The following is a 13,944-nucleotide window of genomic DNA, read 5'->3' on the forward strand; positions in this document are numbered from 1 at the left end:
CCTTTGTACCATGCGGGCGCGACCGCGGGCGCAGCCTATGGAAACGAGGTGAACGAAGCGTATCCGACCAGGAGAGCGTCGTGGGAAGGCCGCGGCTACAGCAGCCCGGCCGCCTTCGCTTCCTCGCGCAGGTTCTGGCGCGGGCGCGGGCCGATCTGCTGGATGACCAGCCCGGCGGCCAGCGAGCCGAGGTCGCCGCAGGCCTTGAGGTCGCGCCCCTGGGTGTAGCCGTGCAGGAAGCCGGCGGCATAGAGATCGCCCGCCCCGGTGGTGTCGACCAGTTCGCGGATCGGCGCGGCCTTTATCGTCACCGTCTCGTTGCCGCGCACGATCACCGAGCCTTCCTCCGAACGGGTGACGGCGGCGAGCCTGCAATCCTTGCGGATCAGTTCCACCGCCCCGTCGAACGATTCCGTCTGGTAGAGCGAGCGGATTTCCTGGCTGTTGGCAAAGACGATGTCGACGGTGCCGGAGCGCATGAGGTCGAGGAACTCGTCGCGGTAGCGGTCGACGCAGAAGGAGTCCGACAGCGTCATGGCGACCTCGCGGCCCGCCTCATGCGCCAGCCGCGCCGTCTGGCGGATCGCCTCCTTGGCCTTCGGCGGATCCCACAGGTAGCCTTCGAAATAGGTAACGCTGGCGCCTTTCGCCTTGTCTGCTTCCACGTCGTCCGGGCCAAGCTCGACGCAGGCGCCGAGATAGGTGTTCATGGAGCGCTCGCCGTCCGGCGTGACGAAGATCATCGAGCGCGCCGTCGGCGGCGTGCCCTGCAACGGCTTCGTATCGAAGGCGACCCCCTGGGCGTGGATGTCGTGGGTGAAGATGCCGCCAAGATGATCCTTGGACACCTTGCCGAAATAGGCGGCGCGGCCCCCGAAGGAGGCGATGCCGGCCGCTGTGTTGCCGGCGCTGCCGCCCGACGCTTCGACCGCCGGCCCCATGCGGGAATAGAGCAGTTCGGCACGCCGCGCGTCGATGAGGTTCATCGCGCCCTTGACGATGCCGTTGGTTTCCAGAAAGGCATCGTCGCATTGCGCGATGATGTCCACGATCGCGTTGCCGATGCAAAGCACGTCAAAGTCGGCCATCAATATCTCCGAAGAAGCCCCGAAGCCGGCGGCTGCGTGCCACGCGGACCGCGTGCGGTCTATCGCATCGGCCGCGCTTTGCAAACCCGCCCCCGGCGCTCAGCGCAGCAGGAAGCCGCGCCCCAGCTCGTCCTGCGGCTCGACGCTGAACTCGGCCTTGCCGCTGTAGAACGCCCGCCCGCCGACGCGCGCGACGATAGCATCGTGGCCGCCTTCGGTCGTGGTGCGTTCCACCGCGCCGGAAAACCGCGAGCCGGTGATGCTCTCGAACAGCCGCGTCTGGCCGAGGCCGATCTGGCCCTTGGCGTACATGGCGGCCAGCCGGGCGGTGACGCCGGAGCCGGTCGGCGAACGGTCGACCTCGGCCTCGGCGAAGACGCAGACGTTCTTCGTCGGCTCGCTGGAAAACGCGTCCTTTCCATCGGTAAGGATGGTCCCGTAGAGAAAGCCGAGATCGGCATGGGCGGGATGCGAAAGCGGGAACTCGGCCTTCAGCTTGTCGGTCAGCGCGGTCGCGGCATCGACGAAATCGCGCACACGGCTCCTTCCGAACTCCAGCCCGAACTGCCGGCAATCGGCCAGAGCGTAAAAGGCGCCGCCATAAGCCACGTCGAAGCCGACCTTGCCAACGCCGGGCAGCGTGACTTCCCGGTCGCGGGCATAGAGGAAAGCCGGCACGCTTTCGAACGACACCGCGCCGGCCTTGCCGTCGCGCACCTCGACCGAGGCGACGACGAGGCCGCACGGCGCCTCGATGTTGACGACCGTCACCGGCTCCTTTTTCTCAACCAGGCCCTGGTCCACGGCATAGCGCCCGAGCGCGATGGTGGCGTGGCCGCACATGGTGGAATAGCCTTCGTTGTGCATGAACAGCACCGCGAGGTCCGCGCCCGGCAGGTCCGGTTCCACCGGCAGCACTCCGTACATATCGTAGTGGCCGCGCGGCTCGAACATCAGCACCTTGCGCAGGTGGTCGAGATGGTCGCGCACATAGGCGCGCTTCTCAAGGATCGTGCCGGCAGGCACGGCGGGATAGCCGCCGGTGACGATGCGCACCGGCTCGCCGCCGGTGTGCATGTCGGTTACCGTCAATGTCTGCATCACGCCTGACCCGAAAACATCTGCTGCAGCCGCGCGAACGGCATGGCGTCGCAGCTGAATTCGAACGTGCCGTCCTGCAGCATCTCGTTGGCGGCCCGTTCGAGCATGCCGAAGGCGAAGTTGGTCAGCTTGGAGCCGACCGAAATGCGCTTCGCCCCGGCCTCGGCCAGCGCCGCCCGCGAAAAGCCGGGCACGGCAAGCACGTTCACCGGCTTCGACACTGCCGAGCAGATCGTGCGCACGATTTCGATGTCGGTGATGCCCGGCGCATAGAGAACGTCGGCGCCGGCCTTCTCGAAAGCCTGCAGGCGCTTGATGGTGTCGTCGAGGTCGGGGCGCCCGTGCAGGAAATTCTCCGCCCGCGCGGTGAAGACGAAGTCGTTCTTCAGCGCGCGCGCCGCCTCCGCCGCTGCCGCGACCCGTTCCACGGCATGCGAGAACTCGTAGATCGGCTTGTCGCCGTCGCCGGAAAAATCCTCGATCGAGCAGCCGGCGAGGCCCGCCGCGTCGGCGGCGAAAATCGTCTCGGCGGCGCGCTCGGCGCTGTCGCCCTTGCCCTTCTCCAGGTCTGCCGACACCGGAAGGCCGGTCGCGGCCACCAGTTCCTTGCAATGGGCGATCATCGCCTCGAAGCCGACGCCGCCGTCCGGCAGGCCGCGCGAGAAGGCGTAGCCGGCGCTGGTGGTGGCCAGCGCCTTGAAACCGAAGGCTGCCAGAAGCTTCGCCGTGCCGGCGTCCCAGGGATTGGGAATGATGAATGTAGAAGCGTGAAGGTCGCGGAAAATCCTGCCCTTGTCCATGGAAGTCCATCCTTGTCCGAGCGATACAGGCGCAGAACCTAGTCTCTCAGCGGGCGCCGGGCAAATGGATGTGATTGGCTCAAGGCCGACTTCTTGCCGCGTGCTGACAGGACGACGGCAGCACGCTCATGCCAGCGGCACCAGGGCCGCAAGATTGCGCATGTCGTCGAACAGGATGCCGCCGGCCCGGGCGAGCCCTTCCCGGTCGGAATGCGGGTCGCCATGATAGGAAAACACGCGCATGCCGGCCGCGATCCCGGCCTGCGTTCCCGGCACGCTGTCCTCGATCACGATGCAGTCGGCCGGCTCAAAGCCCATCCTGCCGGCCGCGTGGAGGAAGAGATCGGGGGCGGGCTTGCCGCGCTCGACCATCGAGGCGCTGAACAGCACGTCGCGGAAATGCGCCAGGAGGCCGGTCTGGCCGAGCGTCATCAGCATCTTTTCGGTACGGGCGGAGGAAGCGACGCAGTGGGCGATGCCCGCCGCCTTCACCGCTTCGATGAAAATCTCGACGTGAGGAATCATCTCGACGCCGCTGCCAAAAGTCTGCGGCAGTTCGCGGTACCAGCGCCCGACGAAATCGTCGCCGACATCTGTGCCGGCGGCCTTCAATTCGTCGCGCACCGAGGCCAGGCTGCGGCCGCAAAACCGCAGCCTGCATTCCTCGTAGGTGATCGGAAGGCCGGCCTCGCAGATCAGTCGCGCCAGCCGGCGGTTGGCGAGCGTCTCGGTGTCGACGAGCACGCCGTCGCAATCGAAGATGACGAGCTTCGGCGGGGCCATTCAGGCGATACCGGTCGAGCCGAAGCCGCCGGCTCCGCGCGCCGTGCCGCCGGCGGCGTCGCGCTCCTCGACCTCAACCTGCGTCACCGGGGCAAAGACGACCTGGGCGATGCGCATGCCGCGCGTCACCAGAAAGTCCTCGTCGCCGAGATTGACCAGCAGCACCTTGACCTCGCCGCGATAGTCGCTGTCGACGGTGCCGGGCGTGTTCAGGCAGGTGATGCCGTGCTTGAAGGCCAGTCCCGAGCGCGGCCGGACCTGCCCTTCCATTCCCTCCGGGATTTCCATCACCAGCCCGGTCGGCACCAGCGCGCGCCGGCCCGGCAGGATCAGGAGCGGCCTGTCTTCCGCCACGGCGGCGCGCAGGTCCATGCCGGCGGCACCGGCGCTCTCATAGGCGGGAAGCGGCAGGTCGGCGCCGTGTGGCAGGCGAACGATGCCGACGGCGGGGCCGATGACGGAGGATTTCAGGGAAGCAGACATGGCGAACCTATCGGACGGAGCGGCGTCGGGGTCAATCGCCGCGCCGCGCCATCAACGGCTTTGTTTCCGGCCACACCATGGCAACAACTTGATTTCCGTTCGACACGGCGGAAGGGGGCTGGTAAAAGCCGCCGCGACAACGGATTCCCGAAAATGACCGAGACGATAACAGCCGCCGTGCCGCGCCGCCGTACCTTCGCGATCATCGCGCACCCGGACGCCGGCAAGACGACGCTCACCGAAAAGCTGCTGCTGTTCGGCGGCGCCATCCAGCTTGCCGGCGAAGTGAAGGCGAAGAAGGACCGCATCCAGACGCGCTCCGACTGGATGAAGATCGAGCGCGAGCGCGGCATCTCGGTCGTCACCTCGGTGATGACCTTCGAATATGGCGACAACGTCTTCAACCTGCTCGACACGCCCGGCCACGAGGACTTCGCCGACGATACCTATCGCACGCTTTCGGCGGTCGACAGCGCGGTGATGGTCATCGACGCGGCCAGGGGCATCGAGCCGCGCACGCTGAAGCTTTTCGAGGTCTGCCGGCTACGCGACATCCCGATCGTCACCTTCGTCAACAAGATGGACCGCGAAGCGCGCGACACCTACGAGATCCTGGACGAGATCGAGCAGAAGCTGGCGCTGGACACTGCGCCCATCACCTGGCCGATCGGGCAGGGCAAGACCTTCGCCGGCACCTATCACCTGGCCGAGAACGCCGTGCGGCGCGGCGACGCCGAAAAGGACCGCACGCCGGTCAATGGTCCCGATTCCAACCGCGCCGCCGGTCTCCTGCCCGAGAACGACCGCCCCGCCTTCATCGAGGAAGTGGAACTGGCGCGCGAGGCGTGCCGGCCGTTCGACCTCGAGGCCTTCCGCCAGGGTCACATGACGCCGGTCTATTTCGGCTCGGCGCTGCGTAATTTCGGCGTGCGCGACCTGATCGAGGCGCTGGGCAGCTACGGGCCGCCGCCGCGCGCGCAGGAAGCCGACATCCGCACGGTCGAGGCGATGGAAGACAGGATGACCTCCTTCGTCTTCAAGATCCAGGCCAATATGGACCCCAACCACCGCGACCGCATCGCTTTTGTGCGCGTCTGCTCGGGCAAGCTGGAGCGCGGCATGAAGGCCAAGCTGGTGCGCACCGGCAAGCCGATGAGCCTGTCGGCGCCGCAGTTCTTCTTCGCTCGCTCCCGCATCACCGCCGACGAGGCCTTCGCCGGTGACGTGGTCGGCATCCCCAACCACGGCACGCTGCGCATCGGCGACACGCTCACCGAGGGCGAGGAGCTCCTGTTCCGGGGCGTGCCGAATTTCGCGCCGGAAATCCTGCGCCGCGTGCGCCTCGGCGACGCCATGAAGGCAAAGAAGCTCAAGGAAGCGCTGCACCAGATGGCGGAAGAGGGCGTGGTGCAGTTGTTCTCGCCCGAGGACGGCTCGCCGGCGATCGTCGGCGTCGTCGGCGCGCTACAGCTCGACGTGCTCAAGGAACGGCTGAACATCGAATATTCGCTGCCGGTCGATTTCGAGATGTCGCGCTTTTCCGTCTGCCGCTGGATTGCCGCCGACGACAAGGCGGAGGTCCACCGCTTCATCGAGGCGCATCGCGGCGACATCGCCCGCGACCTCGACGAGGACCCGGTGTTCCTGGCGCAGCACGCCTTCTCGCTGAACTACGAGGCCGAGCGCTGGCCACAGATCCGCTTCACCGACGTGAAGGACTATCAGGTGCGCGACGCGGCCTGACGGCGGCGTTTCGCCAGCGCCTCGCGGACCGACGAGGTCAGGCGAAGCAAGTCCTCTTCGCCAAGCTTGCCGATCTCGCTGGCCAGCAGGTTGGCGAGTTCGGTCGCGGCCGGCGTCAGGCCGGAGGTGTCGATCACGACTCGCGGCTGCGAGGTTTCGGCCAGTCGCTGGAGCTCCTCCGCGTCGTCCCAGATGATGTTGAAATAGCCGATGATCTTCTGGATCATCGTCCAGTTCGGGGCACCGCGGTGGCCGTGTTCGAGGGCCGACAGATAGGCCGCGCTCACGCCAAGAGCCGCCGCCATGTCCTTCTGGCTGACGCCGCGCTCGCGCCGCAGCGCGCGAATCCGCTCGCCGAGCGGGGTCACGGCCGCTCCCTCATGGCCGCGTCCGCCGCAGCCGCACATAAAGCGCGCCCGAGCCGCCATGCTGGCGCGACGCATGGTCGTGGCTGGAAACCAGGTGGCGGAAGGCCGGCGTCGACAACCAGGCCGGAACGGACCGGCGCAGCACGCCGTCGCCGCCCGACGACGAGCCCTTGCCGGTGATGACCAGCACGTAGCGGGCTCCGCCGGCATGGGCGCGGTAGAGGAACGAAAACAGGAGCGAATAGGCCTCCTGCTGCGTCAAGCCATGCAGGTCGACGCGGCCCTCGATCGGCAGCCGCCCCCTGGACAGTTTTTCCAGCGTCGGCTCATCCAAGTTGTGCGAGACGCGCGGGGCCTTTGCCTTCGGGGTGGGCGCGGCAGTGCCGGGCACAGGTCTTGTCGCGGCAACGGGCGGCTCGGGTGCCGACGGCACCGGCTCGGGCACCGCGACCGCCACCTTGCCCTTGAGCGGCGTGGCTGTTTTCGCCACGAGTGACCAGAGAACCCGGTCCTCGTCCTTCAAAGCGCCGCGAGTCATCGATTCGCCCCCGAAACGAGGCTTTTCGGCAGCAGCGCATGAAAGGTCGCGGCATGACGCACCACGCCGGCGATCTCGCCGGCCGCATCGCCGCTGCCGGCGAACAGGTCGCCGCGCGCCGGACCGGTGATCGCCGACCCGGTATCCTGCGCGATCATCAACCGCTGGAATTTTTCGCCGCCAAAGGCCGTGAGCGCCGGCGCATCGATGTGGAACGGGGTGCCGAAGGTATGCAGAAGCCGGTCCACGGCGATCGAGCGGCCGGGCACCAGCGGCACTTTCGCCGCCGCGATCGGGCCCAGCGCCGGATCGTCCACCGGCGCCTCGCGAAAGAAGACGTAGGAGCGGTTGCGCCACAGGATTTCGTCGACCCGGTCCGGATGCGCCTTGAACCAGGCGCGGATCGACTGCATCGTCACCTCCTCCAGCGGAATCTCGCCAAGATCGGCCAGCACCCTGCCCGGCCCGGTGAAGCGCTGGCCGGTTTTGGCGACATAGGTGACGCGCAGCAGCCGGCCGTCGGTCATTGCCAGCCTTGCCGCGCCCTGCACGTGAATGAAAAAGGCATCGACCCTGTCGGCCAGCCAGGCGATCTCCAGCCCCCGGCCCGCCAGCGCGCCGCGCTCGATCGATTCGCGGTCGAAATAATCGACCAGGCCGTCCGGCGTCGCACGGGCGAAAGCGAGGTAGGAATCCATTCCTTGCGGTCGATTGCTATCGTCGACGTCGACGAGGTCCGACGGCCGCGCCAACAGCGGCACGCGATGCCGGCTGGTCGGCACCGGCGAGGCCTCGACCTCCGGTTCGTAAAACCCGGTGACAAGACCCGGCTCCGCGCCAACCCGCGCCGGGACAAAAAATTCCTCGAAAAAGGCCCGCGCCTGCCGTCGATTCGCCGGCGAAACGTTGCGCGCCGCCTCATGACACTCGGAAAAGGCATCGAAAACGACGCCGAGCGAGCCGCTTCGATATGGTTTTTTCAGCCCCTGAAAGGCGCAACGCCGAAAGGCCTCGAAGGCCGCAAGCTGGTCGTCCTCGCGCCAGCCGGGCAATGCGGCAAAGGTTCCGGGTTGAAAAAGAGGGGAAAGCGACACGGGAGCCTCGCCGCCGCCAGGGATCAGTCTTCCTCTTCGGTCGCCACCAGCTTCCAGTTCGGATCGCGCGAGCGCGTGTCGCGGGCGAAGGTCCACACGTCCTTGACCTCGGCCACGGTTTCCGGATCGCCGTCGATGACGGTGCCGGCCTTGTCGCGGGTAGCCGAAATCAGTTCGCTGACGATGCGCAACGTCACATGGGCCTCGCTGCCCTTCATCTCGGCCGATACGATGTCGGCCTTGTCGATGCCGACGAAGGAGGACTGGATCTTTTCCGACTTGGACTCGCGCTCGCCGATCGCCGCGACGAAGCCGTCATAGACCTCCTTGGAGAGCAGGTTCTTCAGCGTCTTGCGGTCGCCGTCGGCATAGGCCATGACGATCATCTCATAGGCCATTTTCGCACCGTCGACGAAGGTCTTGGGGTCGAAGGACGCATCGGCGTCCTTGATGGCGCGCAGGCCCTTGTTGAGGTCCGTATCCGGCTTGGCGAAGGCGTCGATCGCCGCATAGGGATCGACCGCCGGATCGCCCGGCGCGCGCTTGCGCGGCAGCGAGATCACGTTTTCCGACGTGTTGGCGGCGTTCTTGGCTGGATCGGCGGGAGAATAGGGATCGAAAGGCGGACGCTCGTTGCCCGTCCGACGACCCAGGACGTTGCGCAACTGGAAAAAGATCACGACCGCCGCGACCAAAAAGAAAATCGTGCCGAAGTCGAAAAATCCCATGTCTTGCGCCATCAATCCCTGTTGCGGCCCCGCGGGCCGTTCACGCCGCAGCATGGCGTTCCACTATCAAAGCATATAGAACGCGCGGTGCAATCATTCAAATCACGGGCAGCCATACCTATCTAATGGCCTCAATGCCAGCCGCGAACGCCCGCAGGCCGGCCAATTCGAACCGATCGGGTTTAAGGTGCGCATCTTCCCCCTTCCCCTGCTGCTGCTTGCGCTTCCGCTGCTGGAAATCGCCGGTTTCGTCATCGTGGGCCGGCAGATCGGCGCGCTGGCGACGGTGGGGCTGGTGCTCGCCTCGAGCGTCGCCGGATCGCTGCTGCTGCGCCGCCAGGGGTTCGGCGTCATGCGCCGCGTCCAGGCCGAACTGGACGCCGGCCACGACCCGAGCCGGCAACTGGCGCATGGCGCGATGATCGTGCTGGCCGCGCTGCTGCTCATCATCCCGGGCTTCATCACGGATATCGCCGCACTCCTGCTGCTGCTGGCTCCGGTGCGCGACTTCGCGTGGCGCGCCATCGGCCGGCGCATCGCGGTTTTCAGCCATGTTCGCGGATTCGGCAAAGGCGATTTCGGCGAGCGGCGGCGCGGCACGACCATCGAGCTCGACGAAGACGATTTTTCGCGCACCGGCTCGAAGCCCGATCCCAATTCGCCCTGGCGCCGTCTCGACGACGAGTGAACCGGCAGGCGCCGCCAGCAGCGGAAAACCTTGTCTTGTCCTGCTGGCCATGGTAGCCAACGCCCGATTTTAATCCGGGCCTGAACGGTCCAGGCAAAAGGACAGGGCTGATGGCCGAAGATAACGAAGCGCCCGCCAACGCGGCAACCAACGGAAACGGCACGCCGTCTTCGCTGAGCGTACTTGCCCAGTACATCAAGGACCTGTCGTTCGAGAGCCCCGGCGCGCCCAACTCGCTGCGCGGCCGCGACAAGGCCCCCGGCATCGCCATCAACGTCAATGTCAACGCCAACCCGCTGTCGGATGACCAGTTCGACGTCAACCTGACGCTGAACGCCAAGGCCTCCTTCGACAAGGAAGTGCTGTTCAACGTGGAACTCGTCTATGGCGGCGTGTTCGCCATCAGCGGCTTCCCGCAGGAGCACATGCTGCCGATCCTGTTCATCGAATGCCCGCGGCTTTTGTTCCCGTTCGCCCGCCAGATCATTGCCGACGCGACGCGCAACGGCGGCTTCCCGCCGCTGATGCTCGACCCGATCGATTTCGCGCAGATGTTCCAGCAGCGGATGGCGGAGAACCAGGCGGCAGCGAAGGTCAAGGCCAGCTAAGCCTCGGGCTCGATCCTGCACGAACAGACAAAACCCGGCCTCGCGCCGGGTTTTTTTCATTGTGGCTGCGCGGTCTTGAGCCAGACGGCCTTTTCGCCCAGCGTTTCCACCATGAGGGCGTGGGCGGCGCGGTCCTGCTCGGTCAGGCGCGGCGCCAGCGCGGCCGGGCGCGGACGGATCGTAACGACGAGTTGCCCGATCTCCGGCCGCCGTGCCGCCTCAGGCGCCGCCGCGCTGTCCAGGCCGAGCGCCGCCTGCTTGCCGCCGATCAGCTCGATATAGACCTCGGCCAGCAATTCCGAATCGAGCAGGGCGCCGTGCTTGGTGCGGTGGGTGTTGTCGATGCCGTAGCGCCGGCACAGTGCATCGAGCGAGTTCGGCCCCATCGGGTGCTTTCGCTTGGCCAGCGCCAGCGTGTCGATGACGCGCTCGGCTGCGATCGCCGGATGGCCGAGCCGGCCGAACTCGACATTGAGAAAGCCGATATCGAAGCCGGCATTGTGCGCGACCAGCTTGGCGCCGTCGATGAAGGCGAGGAACTCCTCGACGATCTCATGGAAACCCGGCTTGTCGGCGAGGTCGGCGGCGCTGATGCCATGTACCGCCTGCGCATCCGGATGGATCGCGCGGCCCTGGGGGTTGATGTATTTGTGGAAGGTGCGGCCGGTCGGGAAACGGTTGATCATTTCGATGCCGCCCAGCTCGATGACGCGGTCTTCCCGCGAATCGAGGCCGGTAGTTTCCGTATCGAAGATGATTTCCCGCAAAAGACTGATTCCGCTGAATACCTGCCGACAGGTCAAAATGGCGATTCGTTCCGGGCCCGGCAAGGTCAGGCCGGCCGCGTGCTTCCCTTATCCCCCGCAAGTTCGGCGACGATCTTCTTCACCGCCGCACGGGTACGGTCGAAACCGTCGCCGGTATCGATGACGAAATCAGCCTGCCGCCGCTTCTCTTCATCGGGAACCTGCCGCGCCAGGATCGACGCAAGCTTTTCCTCGCTCATGCCCGGCCTGCGCAGCACGCGCTCGCGCTGGATCGCTGCCGGGGCGCTGACGACGACGACCTTGTCAACCCGGTCGCGGCCGCCGGTCTCGAACAACAGGGGAATGTCGAGGACGACGAGCGCGGCACCGGCAGCCCGGTGGCGCTCGACGAACACATCGGCATCGGCGCGCACCAGTGGATGGACGATGGCTTCGAGCCGTTTCAGCGCGGCCGCATCGCCCAGCACCTTTTGCGCCAGCCGGCCACGGTCGACGGCCCCGGCGACGACGGTTCCGGGAAACGCCGCCTCCACCAGCGGCGCGGCGGCGCCCGCATAAAGCCGGTGCACGGCCTCGTCGGAATCGTGTACCGCGACGCCCTCGTCGGCAAACATCCTTGCCGCGGTGGATTTGCCCATGCCGATCGAGCCGGTCAGCCCCAGCACGATCATGCCGTCTTGCCTCCGAGGTCGGCGACGATCAACGCGCGCAGCGCCGGCGTCACCTGCGGGCGCACGCCGAACCAGCGCTCGAAACCCGGCGCGGCCTGGTGCAGCAGCATGCCGAGCCCATCCACCGTCGCCAGCCCGCGTTGCCGGGCAGCGGCCAGCAGCGGCGTTTCCAGCGGTACATAGACGATGTCGGTGACGATGGCATGTGCTGGCAGGCGGCTCGGATCGGCCGGAAGCCCCTGCCCTTCATGGCCTTGCAAGCCGAGCGAAGTGGTGTTGACCAGCAGGCCGGCATCCGCCATCAGCGCCTCGGTCGCCGCGACCTCATGCGCGGAAACGCCGACACCGAAACGATGCGCCAGTTCCTTGGCCCGGGCCGGGGTGCGGTTGACGATGCGGATATCGCCGACGCCCCTGGTTCTCAGCGCATGGACGACGGCGCGTGCCGCGCCGCCGGCCCCGAGCACGAGCGCCGCGCCATTGCGGTCCCAGCCGGGCGCGTGCTCGTCCAGGTTGGCGGCAAACCCATGGGCATCGGTGTTGCCGCCGCACACCACGCCGTCTTCGAGCCACAGCGTGTTGACCGCGCCGATCTGCTCGGCCGCCTCATCGCGCCGACCGACCAGTTCGAAGGCGGCTTCCTTGTGCGGAATGGTGACGTTGCCGCCGCGAAATCCTCCAGCCGCCAGGCCGGCCAGGAAAGCGGCGAAGTCGGCCGGCGCGATATCGACGGCCTCATAGCTGCCGCCGATCCCATAATGCTCCAGCCAATAGTTATGGATCTTCGGCGAGCGCGAATGCGCGATCGGATGGCCGGTGACGAACGCCTTCATGGCCGGATCAGGCATCGATCGCTCCAAGCTGGCGAAGTTCGGCCAGGACGGCCAGCAGCGGCAGGCCGACGATGGTGAAATAGTCGCCCTCGATCTTCTCGAACAATTGTACCCCCTCGCCCTCGATCTGGTAAGCGCCGACGCTGCCCAGCGCCTTATGGCCGACCCGCGCCAGATGGCGGCCGATGAAGGCCGGCGACAACGGACGCATGGTCAGGTTGGCGATGCCGACATGGCGCCACAGGACGTTTCCATCCCGCGCCAGCACGGCGGCGCTGTTCAATTGATGCGTCTTTCCCGACAGGGCAAGCAGATGTTGGCGGGCGCCTTCCATGTCGGCCGGCTTGTGGAACACCTCGTCGCCGAGCGACAGCGTCTGGTCGCAGCCGAGTATCAGCGCGCCGGGGTGTTTTTCGCTGACATCGGTGGCCTTCGCCTCGGCCAGCACCAGCGCGACATCTTCTGGCGAGACGCCGCTGTCCTGCAACGGCGCTTCCAGCGCCCGTTCGTCGACATCGGCCGCGATCGCCTCGACATCGACGCCGGCATTGACCAACAGCGCCTTGCGGAAGGGACTCGACGAAGCGAGGATGGTTTTTTCAGCCATGGCATTCTCCGGTCCGAGTATTCCGTTGCGAGAACGCTGGCCTCACTAAATTGGCAAAACCAGCCTATCTCTTTGTTCTGACTGCATTTCCCAGCGATAAACCAGTCCAGGTTCGCCGAAATGCCTAAAATCCCTGCCGTTTACCGCGCAGTGCCAAGATGGCGGCCGCCGTTTCCTCGATGGAACGGCGGCTGACATCGATCATCGGCCAGCCGTGACGCGTGCAGATCTGGCGCGCATAGGCCAGTTCCTCGTTGATCGTCGCTCGGTCGACATAATCGTTCGGCTCGTAGTCGGCGGTGGTGCCGAGCGTCCGGCTCTGTCGTACATGGGAAATGCGTTCGGCCGTGGCCACAAGGCCGACGACGAGCGGCTTTTTCGCTTCGATCAGGCTTTGCGGCATCGGCACACCGAGCACGATCGGGATATTGGCGGTCTTGATGCCGCGGTTGGCGAGATAGATGCTGGTCGGCGTCTTGGACGTGCGCGAAATGCCGATGAGGACGATGTCGGCGTCTTCCATGTCGGGCGGCAACTGGCCGTCGTCATGGTCCATGGTGAAATTGAGCGCGTCGATGCGCTGGAAATAGTCGGCATCAAGCACGTGCTGGGCACCGACGCGGCGACCGGCCGGCGTGCCGAGATAGGACTGGAAGACGCTGATCACCGGTTCCAGTACCGAGACGCAGGGCAGCCCCATGGCGGCGCAGCGCTCGTCGATGCCCCGGGCGAGGTTCTGGTCGACCAGCGTATAAAGGACAATGCCCGGCTCTTCCTCGATGTCCTCGAACACTTTCATCAGCTGCTTCTCGGTGCGGATCAGCGGATAGATGTGCTCGATGGCGCGCGCATCCTTGTACTGCGCCGCCGCCGCCCGCCCGGCCGCCAGCAGCGTCTCGCCGGTCGCGTCGGAGATCAGATGCAGGTGAAAGAAACTCTGGGGTTTGTTCACAAGGTTCATCGGCGGATTGTGGGTTGTTGTGGACAGATCGGACTGCCGGGAAACGCAAATTCGGAGCGACTGTATCAGACGCGGACTTGTCC

17 protein-coding genes are annotated in these 13,944 nt (G+C 66.2%); 3 read left to right on the forward strand and 14 right to left on the reverse strand.

Annotated elements, in window-relative coordinates:
* Positions 1-95: 95 nt before the first annotated feature.
* The 5 genes from ACFOHJ_RS10650 to dut form a co-directional block, all read right to left on the reverse strand.
* Entirely contained in the window at positions 96-1,088 is a 993-nt protein-coding gene (locus ACFOHJ_RS10650; RefSeq protein ID WP_378220479.1) for an adenosine kinase, read from the reverse strand.
* A 99-nt stretch (positions 1,089-1,187) separates the two neighbouring features.
* A complete protein-coding gene (locus ACFOHJ_RS10655; RefSeq protein ID WP_378220480.1) occupies positions 1,188-2,189 on the reverse strand; it encodes a proline racemase family protein in 1,002 nt (333 codons plus the stop codon).
* Positions 2,189-2,989: an isocitrate lyase/PEP mutase family protein gene (locus ACFOHJ_RS10660; RefSeq protein ID WP_378220481.1), complete on the reverse strand. Its 801-nt coding sequence runs from the start codon at positions 2,987-2,989 to the stop codon at positions 2,189-2,191. Before ACFOHJ_RS10660 ends, ACFOHJ_RS10655 begins: the two co-directional genes overlap by 1 nt.
* A gap of 126 nt (positions 2,990-3,115) precedes the next feature.
* Entirely contained in the window at positions 3,116-3,772 is a 657-nt protein-coding gene (locus ACFOHJ_RS10665; protein ID WP_378220482.1) for an HAD family hydrolase, read from the reverse strand.
* Positions 3,773-4,255: a dUTP diphosphatase gene (gene dut, locus ACFOHJ_RS10670; RefSeq protein WP_378220483.1), complete on the reverse strand. Its 483-nt coding sequence runs from the start codon at positions 4,253-4,255 to the stop codon at positions 3,773-3,775.
* A gap of 153 nt (positions 4,256-4,408) precedes the next feature.
* Here dut and ACFOHJ_RS10675 point away from each other — a divergent pair, with 153 nt between their 5' ends.
* On the forward strand, positions 4,409-5,998 hold the full coding sequence (locus ACFOHJ_RS10675; RefSeq protein ID WP_378220484.1) for a peptide chain release factor 3: 1,590 nt from the start codon (positions 4,409-4,411) through the stop codon (positions 5,996-5,998).
* Here ACFOHJ_RS10675 and ACFOHJ_RS10680 read toward each other — a convergent pair.
* Genes ACFOHJ_RS10680 through ACFOHJ_RS10695 form a run of 4 tightly spaced genes read right to left on the reverse strand, consistent with a single transcriptional unit; the run spans position 5,977 to position 8,726 of the window.
* Positions 5,977-6,366 (reverse strand): helix-turn-helix domain-containing protein, encoded by a 390-nt coding sequence (locus ACFOHJ_RS10680; RefSeq protein ID WP_378220485.1) that lies wholly within the window; start codon positions 6,364-6,366, stop codon positions 5,977-5,979. The genes ACFOHJ_RS10675 and ACFOHJ_RS10680 overlap by 22 nt on opposite strands.
* Before the next feature lie 10 nt (positions 6,367-6,376).
* Positions 6,377-6,904 carry a Smr/MutS family protein gene (locus tag ACFOHJ_RS10685; RefSeq protein ID WP_378220486.1) on the reverse strand — a complete coding sequence of 176 codons (528 nt, stop codon included), beginning with the start codon at positions 6,902-6,904 and terminating at the stop codon, positions 6,377-6,379.
* Entirely contained in the window at positions 6,901-7,998 is a 1,098-nt protein-coding gene (gene mltA, locus ACFOHJ_RS10690; RefSeq protein ID WP_378220487.1) for a murein transglycosylase A, read from the reverse strand. Before mltA ends, ACFOHJ_RS10685 begins: the two co-directional genes overlap by 4 nt.
* Before the next feature lie 23 nt (positions 7,999-8,021).
* Positions 8,022-8,726 carry a Tim44/TimA family putative adaptor protein gene (locus tag ACFOHJ_RS10695; protein WP_378220488.1) on the reverse strand — a complete coding sequence of 235 codons (705 nt, stop codon included), beginning with the start codon at positions 8,724-8,726 and terminating at the stop codon, positions 8,022-8,024.
* A 187-nt stretch (positions 8,727-8,913) separates the two neighbouring features.
* On the opposite strand from ACFOHJ_RS10695, the gene ACFOHJ_RS10700 reads away from it, so the two are divergent.
* Positions 8,914-9,414: an FxsA family protein gene (locus ACFOHJ_RS10700; protein ID WP_378220489.1), complete on the forward strand. Its 501-nt coding sequence runs from the start codon at positions 8,914-8,916 to the stop codon at positions 9,412-9,414.
* Positions 9,415-9,524: 110 nt separating this feature from the next.
* The gene (gene secB / locus ACFOHJ_RS10705) at positions 9,525-10,022 is read left to right on the forward strand and encodes a protein-export chaperone SecB (RefSeq protein ID WP_378220490.1); all 498 of its coding nucleotides are present in this window, start codon (positions 9,525-9,527) and stop codon (positions 10,020-10,022) included.
* A gap of 56 nt (positions 10,023-10,078) precedes the next feature.
* Here the strand turns inward: secB and dnaQ are convergent, their stop codons facing one another.
* From dnaQ to ACFOHJ_RS10730, 5 genes are all read right to left on the reverse strand, one after another.
* Positions 10,079-10,789: a DNA polymerase III subunit epsilon gene (dnaQ, locus tag ACFOHJ_RS10710; RefSeq protein ID WP_378220491.1), complete on the reverse strand. Its 711-nt coding sequence runs from the start codon at positions 10,787-10,789 to the stop codon at positions 10,079-10,081.
* A 65-nt stretch (positions 10,790-10,854) separates the two neighbouring features.
* Positions 10,855-11,460: a dephospho-CoA kinase gene (coaE, locus tag ACFOHJ_RS10715; protein WP_378220492.1), complete on the reverse strand. Its 606-nt coding sequence runs from the start codon at positions 11,458-11,460 to the stop codon at positions 10,855-10,857.
* Positions 11,457-12,308 (reverse strand): shikimate dehydrogenase, encoded by an 852-nt coding sequence (locus ACFOHJ_RS10720; RefSeq protein ID WP_378220493.1) that lies wholly within the window; start codon positions 12,306-12,308, stop codon positions 11,457-11,459. The genes coaE and ACFOHJ_RS10720 overlap by 4 nt, the downstream gene beginning before the upstream one ends.
* Entirely contained in the window at positions 12,301-12,900 is a 600-nt protein-coding gene (locus tag ACFOHJ_RS10725) for a Maf-like protein (RefSeq protein WP_378220494.1), read from the reverse strand. The genes ACFOHJ_RS10720 and ACFOHJ_RS10725 overlap by 8 nt, the downstream gene beginning before the upstream one ends.
* A 124-nt stretch (positions 12,901-13,024) precedes the next feature.
* Positions 13,025-13,852 carry a pyruvate, water dikinase regulatory protein gene (locus ACFOHJ_RS10730; RefSeq protein ID WP_378220495.1) on the reverse strand — a complete coding sequence of 276 codons (828 nt, stop codon included), beginning with the start codon at positions 13,850-13,852 and terminating at the stop codon, positions 13,025-13,027.
* Positions 13,853-13,944: the final 92 nt, after the last annotated feature.

This window comes from Aquamicrobium soli, assembly GCF_042646345.1.
GTDB classification, from domain to species: domain Bacteria; phylum Pseudomonadota; class Alphaproteobacteria; order Rhizobiales; family Rhizobiaceae; genus Mesorhizobium; species Mesorhizobium soli_A.

What these genes read in the sequence shown, in the direction of transcription:
- ACFOHJ_RS10665 (WP_378220482.1), bottom strand. Translation starts at nt 3,772, where the DNA reads ATGGCCCCGCCGAAGCTCGTCATCTTCGATTGCGACGGCGTGCTCGTC.
- secB (WP_378220490.1), top strand. Translation starts at nt 9,525, where the DNA reads ATGGCCGAAGATAACGAAGCGCCCGCCAACGCGGCAACCAACGGAAAC.
- dut (WP_378220483.1), bottom strand. Translation starts at nt 4,255, where the DNA reads ATGTCTGCTTCCCTGAAATCCTCCGTCATCGGCCCCGCCGTCGGCATC.
- ACFOHJ_RS10695 (WP_378220488.1), bottom strand. Translation starts at nt 8,726, where the DNA reads ATGGGATTTTTCGACTTCGGCACGATTTTCTTTTTGGTCGCGGCGGTC.
- ACFOHJ_RS10650 (WP_378220479.1), bottom strand. Translation starts at nt 1,088, where the DNA reads ATGGCCGACTTTGACGTGCTTTGCATCGGCAACGCGATCGTGGACATC.
- ACFOHJ_RS10685 (WP_378220486.1), bottom strand. Translation starts at nt 6,904, where the DNA reads ATGACTCGCGGCGCTTTGAAGGACGAGGACCGGGTTCTCTGGTCACTC.
- coaE (WP_378220492.1), bottom strand. Translation starts at nt 11,460, where the DNA reads ATGATCGTGCTGGGGCTGACCGGCTCGATCGGCATGGGCAAATCCACC.
- ACFOHJ_RS10675 (WP_378220484.1), top strand. Translation starts at nt 4,409, where the DNA reads ATGACCGAGACGATAACAGCCGCCGTGCCGCGCCGCCGTACCTTCGCG.
- ACFOHJ_RS10725 (WP_378220494.1), bottom strand. Translation starts at nt 12,900, where the DNA reads ATGGCTGAAAAAACCATCCTCGCTTCGTCGAGTCCCTTCCGCAAGGCG.
- ACFOHJ_RS10660 (WP_378220481.1), bottom strand. Translation starts at nt 2,989, where the DNA reads ATGGACAAGGGCAGGATTTTCCGCGACCTTCACGCTTCTACATTCATC.
- ACFOHJ_RS10655 (WP_378220480.1), bottom strand. Translation starts at nt 2,189, where the DNA reads ATGCAGACATTGACGGTAACCGACATGCACACCGGCGGCGAGCCGGTG.
- ACFOHJ_RS10720 (WP_378220493.1), bottom strand. Translation starts at nt 12,308, where the DNA reads ATGCCTGATCCGGCCATGAAGGCGTTCGTCACCGGCCATCCGATCGCG.